The organism is Dietzia sp. UBA5065 (genome assembly GCA_002415925.1).
In the GTDB taxonomy this organism is placed as follows: Bacteria; Actinomycetota; Actinomycetes; order Mycobacteriales; family Mycobacteriaceae; genus Dietzia.
In genome coordinates this window covers 11,903-15,489 of record DIAZ01000006.1, presented here as the reverse complement: position 1 = coordinate 15,489, position 3,587 = coordinate 11,903, and the positions used below count along the sequence as shown (strand labels likewise).

The window sequence follows — 3,587 nt, the reverse complement described above, 5'->3', positions numbered from 1 at the left end:
CGGCGCCGTGGTGACGCGGGCTCACTCCTCCTCGTACCACCCGTCGAACGTCGTGAACTGACCCTCGATCATCCCCGCGACCTCGCCCGGATCCGGGACGAGCACGGCATCGGTCGCGATACCCACCGTGACCTCGCCGTTGTAGCTGAAGATGCAGATCCCCAGGGCCTGGTCACCGCTCATGGGAACCCAGCCGAGCATCCCCCCGACCGGCGTGCCGGCCAGCCGGACGGTCGAGACCGGCCCCGGCACGGAGGTGAGCTGCCCGACGGTCTTGTTGGCGAACATGTCCACCACCGCGTGCGCGACCGGCCCGGGCGTGACGGCCACGGTGAGCATCGTGGCCAGGTTGACGTGCGGCTCGAACGAGTAGCGGACCCGGGTCATGGACTTGGTGATCTCGTCGATCAGCTCGTCGGGGTCGTCGATCCCCAGCGGCAGACGCATGAGGATGAGCGTGAGGTGGTTACCCAGGTCCTCGGGGAGGTCGTCCCCCACCGGCGCGACGGACATCGGCACCATGAGGTTGATGTCGGAGACGGGGCGGTCGCCGTGCGCGTCGAGATACTCGGTGAGCGCCTTGGACACGGCGGCGATCATCACGGCGGTCACCGTGGTGTCGTGCGCCCTGGCGACCCGTTTGACCGCCGCGAGGTCGAGCCCGGAGATCCAGGAGACCCTCTTCTGGGCGTGGGCGTGTCCGCTCCACGTGAGCTCGGGCGACTTCGGCTCGAACAGTAGGCGGAACACCGAGCGGTAGGTGTTGGTGGTCCGGTTGGTGGGGTCGATGTTCTCCGACAGCGACTCGACCACCCGGGTGGGGATCCTGGTGATCCCCCGGCCCGGCGCCACGACGTCCCTGGCCAGCCTGGCGAGCGTCAGGGGAAACTTGATGGTGGCGCCGGTGAGGCCGAGCGCAATGCCGAACGAGTCCTTGGCCATCCCGGCGCCGGCACTGCCCACCGCGCCCAGGATGCCGCCGCCGCTCGGCGAAAGATCGCGACCCACCTTGGGCAGCGGCGACTCGTCGTCCCTGTCGCACAGGCTGAGGATGAGCTGCGTCAGGCGGATGCCGTCGACCATGCCGTGCTGGACGCGGAAGAGGAGCAGCGCCCCCTCCTTCTCGGAATCGTGTCCGAAGTAGCCCTCGATGAATTCCGTTCGCCAGATCGGGCGGTCGTCCGGGAGCGGGATGCTCATCTGCTCGGCGACGTACGCCTCCGCCTCCGCCCGCCCGCCCGGGGCGGGGAGGCGGCTGCGGACGAGTTGCCTCGAGATGTCGTAGTCCGGGTCGTCCTGCCAGTACCACCGGCGGCCCTCCCGGACCGGGACCCGACGGAACACCGGGTACGGGTCCACCATCCGGGTGGCGATCGCCTCCGTGACCTTGTCCCAGTCGGGGATCTCCTCGAACCACAGCAGCGAGTTGATGTACATCAGGTTGTCGGGGCGGTCCATCAACAACCACAGTTGATCCCGCAACGGGATCCTCACCCTGTCCGTCTCCGCCATCGTCCCCGACCCCTTTCCTCGCCGACCGCATCCTGGGCCCGCCGCTCAAGGCTAGAGCAGGTGTGACACGGCTCATGCACCTTCGGGTGGGCTGGCTGCAGAATGGTCCCATGCGCACCGTCCACACACCTGAGGATCCCCCCGCGAGCGGCATGTACGCCCTGCTCACCGCGGCCGTCGCCCCCCGGCCCATCGCCTGGGTCTCGACCGTCTCCGCCGACGGGCACCCGAACCTCGCGCCGTACTCGTTCTTCACCGTGGCCTGCACCGACCCCGCGATCCTGGCGGTCACCTCCGTCGGCCGCAAGGACACCTATCGCAATGTCGTGGACACCGGCGAGTTCGTGGTGAACATCGGCACCGAATCGCTCATGGAGGTCATCAATGCGACCTCCGCACCGGTGGGACCAGAGGTCGACGAGTTCGCCGCCTTCGGGTTGACCGCCGAGCCCTCCGACGTGGTGGCCGCGCCGCGGGTGGCCGAGGCGCCGATCGCGTTCGAATGCGTGCGCCACGACGTGATCGACCTCGGCACCAGCGCGATGCTGCTGGGTCGGGTCGTGAGCGTGTCGATCGTCGACGAGGTGCTGGCCCCCGACGGCCTGCCCGACTTCGGCGCGCTCCTGCCACCCTCGCGGCTCGGTCGCCATCAGTGGGGATACGCCCCGCGGACGAGGGACTTGCCGCGGCCGACCCGGTAGGCCGCCACCCGCCCCCGCCCCCGCGCCGCCCGCGCCCCGCCGGCTGCTCGAGCGTCCGCGCGGTTGCTCGTGGATCGCGAACCGTTGGTCGTGGTTCGGCGACGGCTGCTCGTGATTCCTGCCCATTTGCTCGAAGTCCCGGCGCGGGACACGCCGCCGGCACGTACCGGAGTTCGCGCAACGGGGCAGGAATCGCGAGCAACCTCGCCTGACCCCTGTAACCGGGGCTGTGTGGCGTTCTCCGGCGCCGGGCTCGACGCCCTCCCCGCGGGTCGCCGGGGGCGCTCCGGAGCCTCACGCGGCGAATGGCGGCGGGACCGCTCGGCGAATGGCGGCGTGACCGCTCGCGGACTGCCCGGCCGGGCCTCAGAGCAGAGCGTGGCAGCGGCGGATCCGCCCCAGCCACCAGTCCCGCCGGTCGGTGCGCGCCCGCAGGCCCGCCAGCCGCGCCGGGTCCGGGGCCACCGCGACCACCGGGAGATGGCCGTCCACCAGGGCGAACGTTCCCGGGTCGACCACGTCCTCGAGGAAGAACCCGCCGGTGCCCAGGCCGGCGGCGGGGATCTCGTCGTCGTCGGCACCACTCCCTCCGGCGCCACCGCCGCGGCCGCCCGGTAGCGCCGCGGCCGCCGCGACCCCCGCCGCGACCCCGACCGCGGAGTCGAGTGCGCTGGAGACGGTGATCGGCACCCCGAGTTCGGCGGCCACGGCCAGCAGGCGCCGCGGCCCGCCGAGCGGCGCCACCTTGACNNCGACCCCGCCCCCGAGATGGCGAGCGACATCAAGCCAACCTGCCTCGGGCGCAACGGGATTGGCTACGACATCCCCACCGAGCAGGCGAACGGTCCCCAGCCCGCAGGCATAGTGCAGCGACGGCATACAGGCGGCCAGAGCCAACCCGCCTGCCATCCCCACCGAGGTGTCCAGCGCCGAGGACACCACCGCCGGCAGGCCGCACTCCGCCACGATCGCCAGCGCCCGCCGCACCCCGCCGAGCGGCGCCACCTTGACCACGGCCCGGTCGGCGCCGCCCGCCCGGATCACGCGCAGCGGGTCGGAGGCGCGGCGGATGGACTCGTCGGCGGCCACGTCCACGTGCACCCCGTCCGCGGCCAGGCGCGCGCGCAGCTGCACGAGCTCGTCGACCGTGGCGCAGGGCTGCTCGACGTACTCCAGGCCGGGGCCGTCGAGGGAGACCGGTCCGGTGCCGGGAGCGCGGGTGGCGTCGGCCGCGCGCACGGCCTGGTCCAGGACCCGGACGGCGTGCGCGGCCTCGGCCACCGACCACGCGCCGTTGGCGTCCACCCGGACGCGCGCGCCGGGGCGGGCCTGGAGGACGGCGGCGATGCGGGCGACGTCGTCGTTGAGCTTCTG

At 72.2% G+C, this 3,587-nt stretch carries 2 protein-coding genes and 1 pseudogene; 1 reads left to right on the top strand and 2 read right to left on the bottom strand.

Features of this window, described 5'->3' with window-relative positions:
- Nucleotides 1-21: 21 nt before the first annotated feature.
- Nucleotides 22-1,512, bottom strand: coding sequence for a WS/DGAT domain-containing protein (locus B4M60_RS00630; protein WP_291079429.1), 1,491 nt, complete (start codon nucleotides 1,510-1,512; stop codon nucleotides 22-24).
- A 110-nt stretch (nucleotides 1,513-1,622) separates the two neighbouring features.
- Here B4M60_RS00630 and B4M60_RS00625 point away from each other — a divergent pair, with 110 nt between their 5' ends.
- On the top strand, nucleotides 1,623-2,213 hold the full coding sequence (locus B4M60_RS00625; protein WP_291079428.1) for a flavin reductase family protein: 591 nt from the start codon (nucleotides 1,623-1,625) through the stop codon (nucleotides 2,211-2,213).
- A gap of 777 nt (nucleotides 2,214-2,990) precedes the next feature.
- Here the strand turns inward: B4M60_RS00625 and B4M60_RS00620 are convergent.
- Nucleotides 2,991-3,587, bottom strand: a pseudogene (locus tag B4M60_RS00620) (enolase C-terminal domain-like protein); the annotation flags it as partial.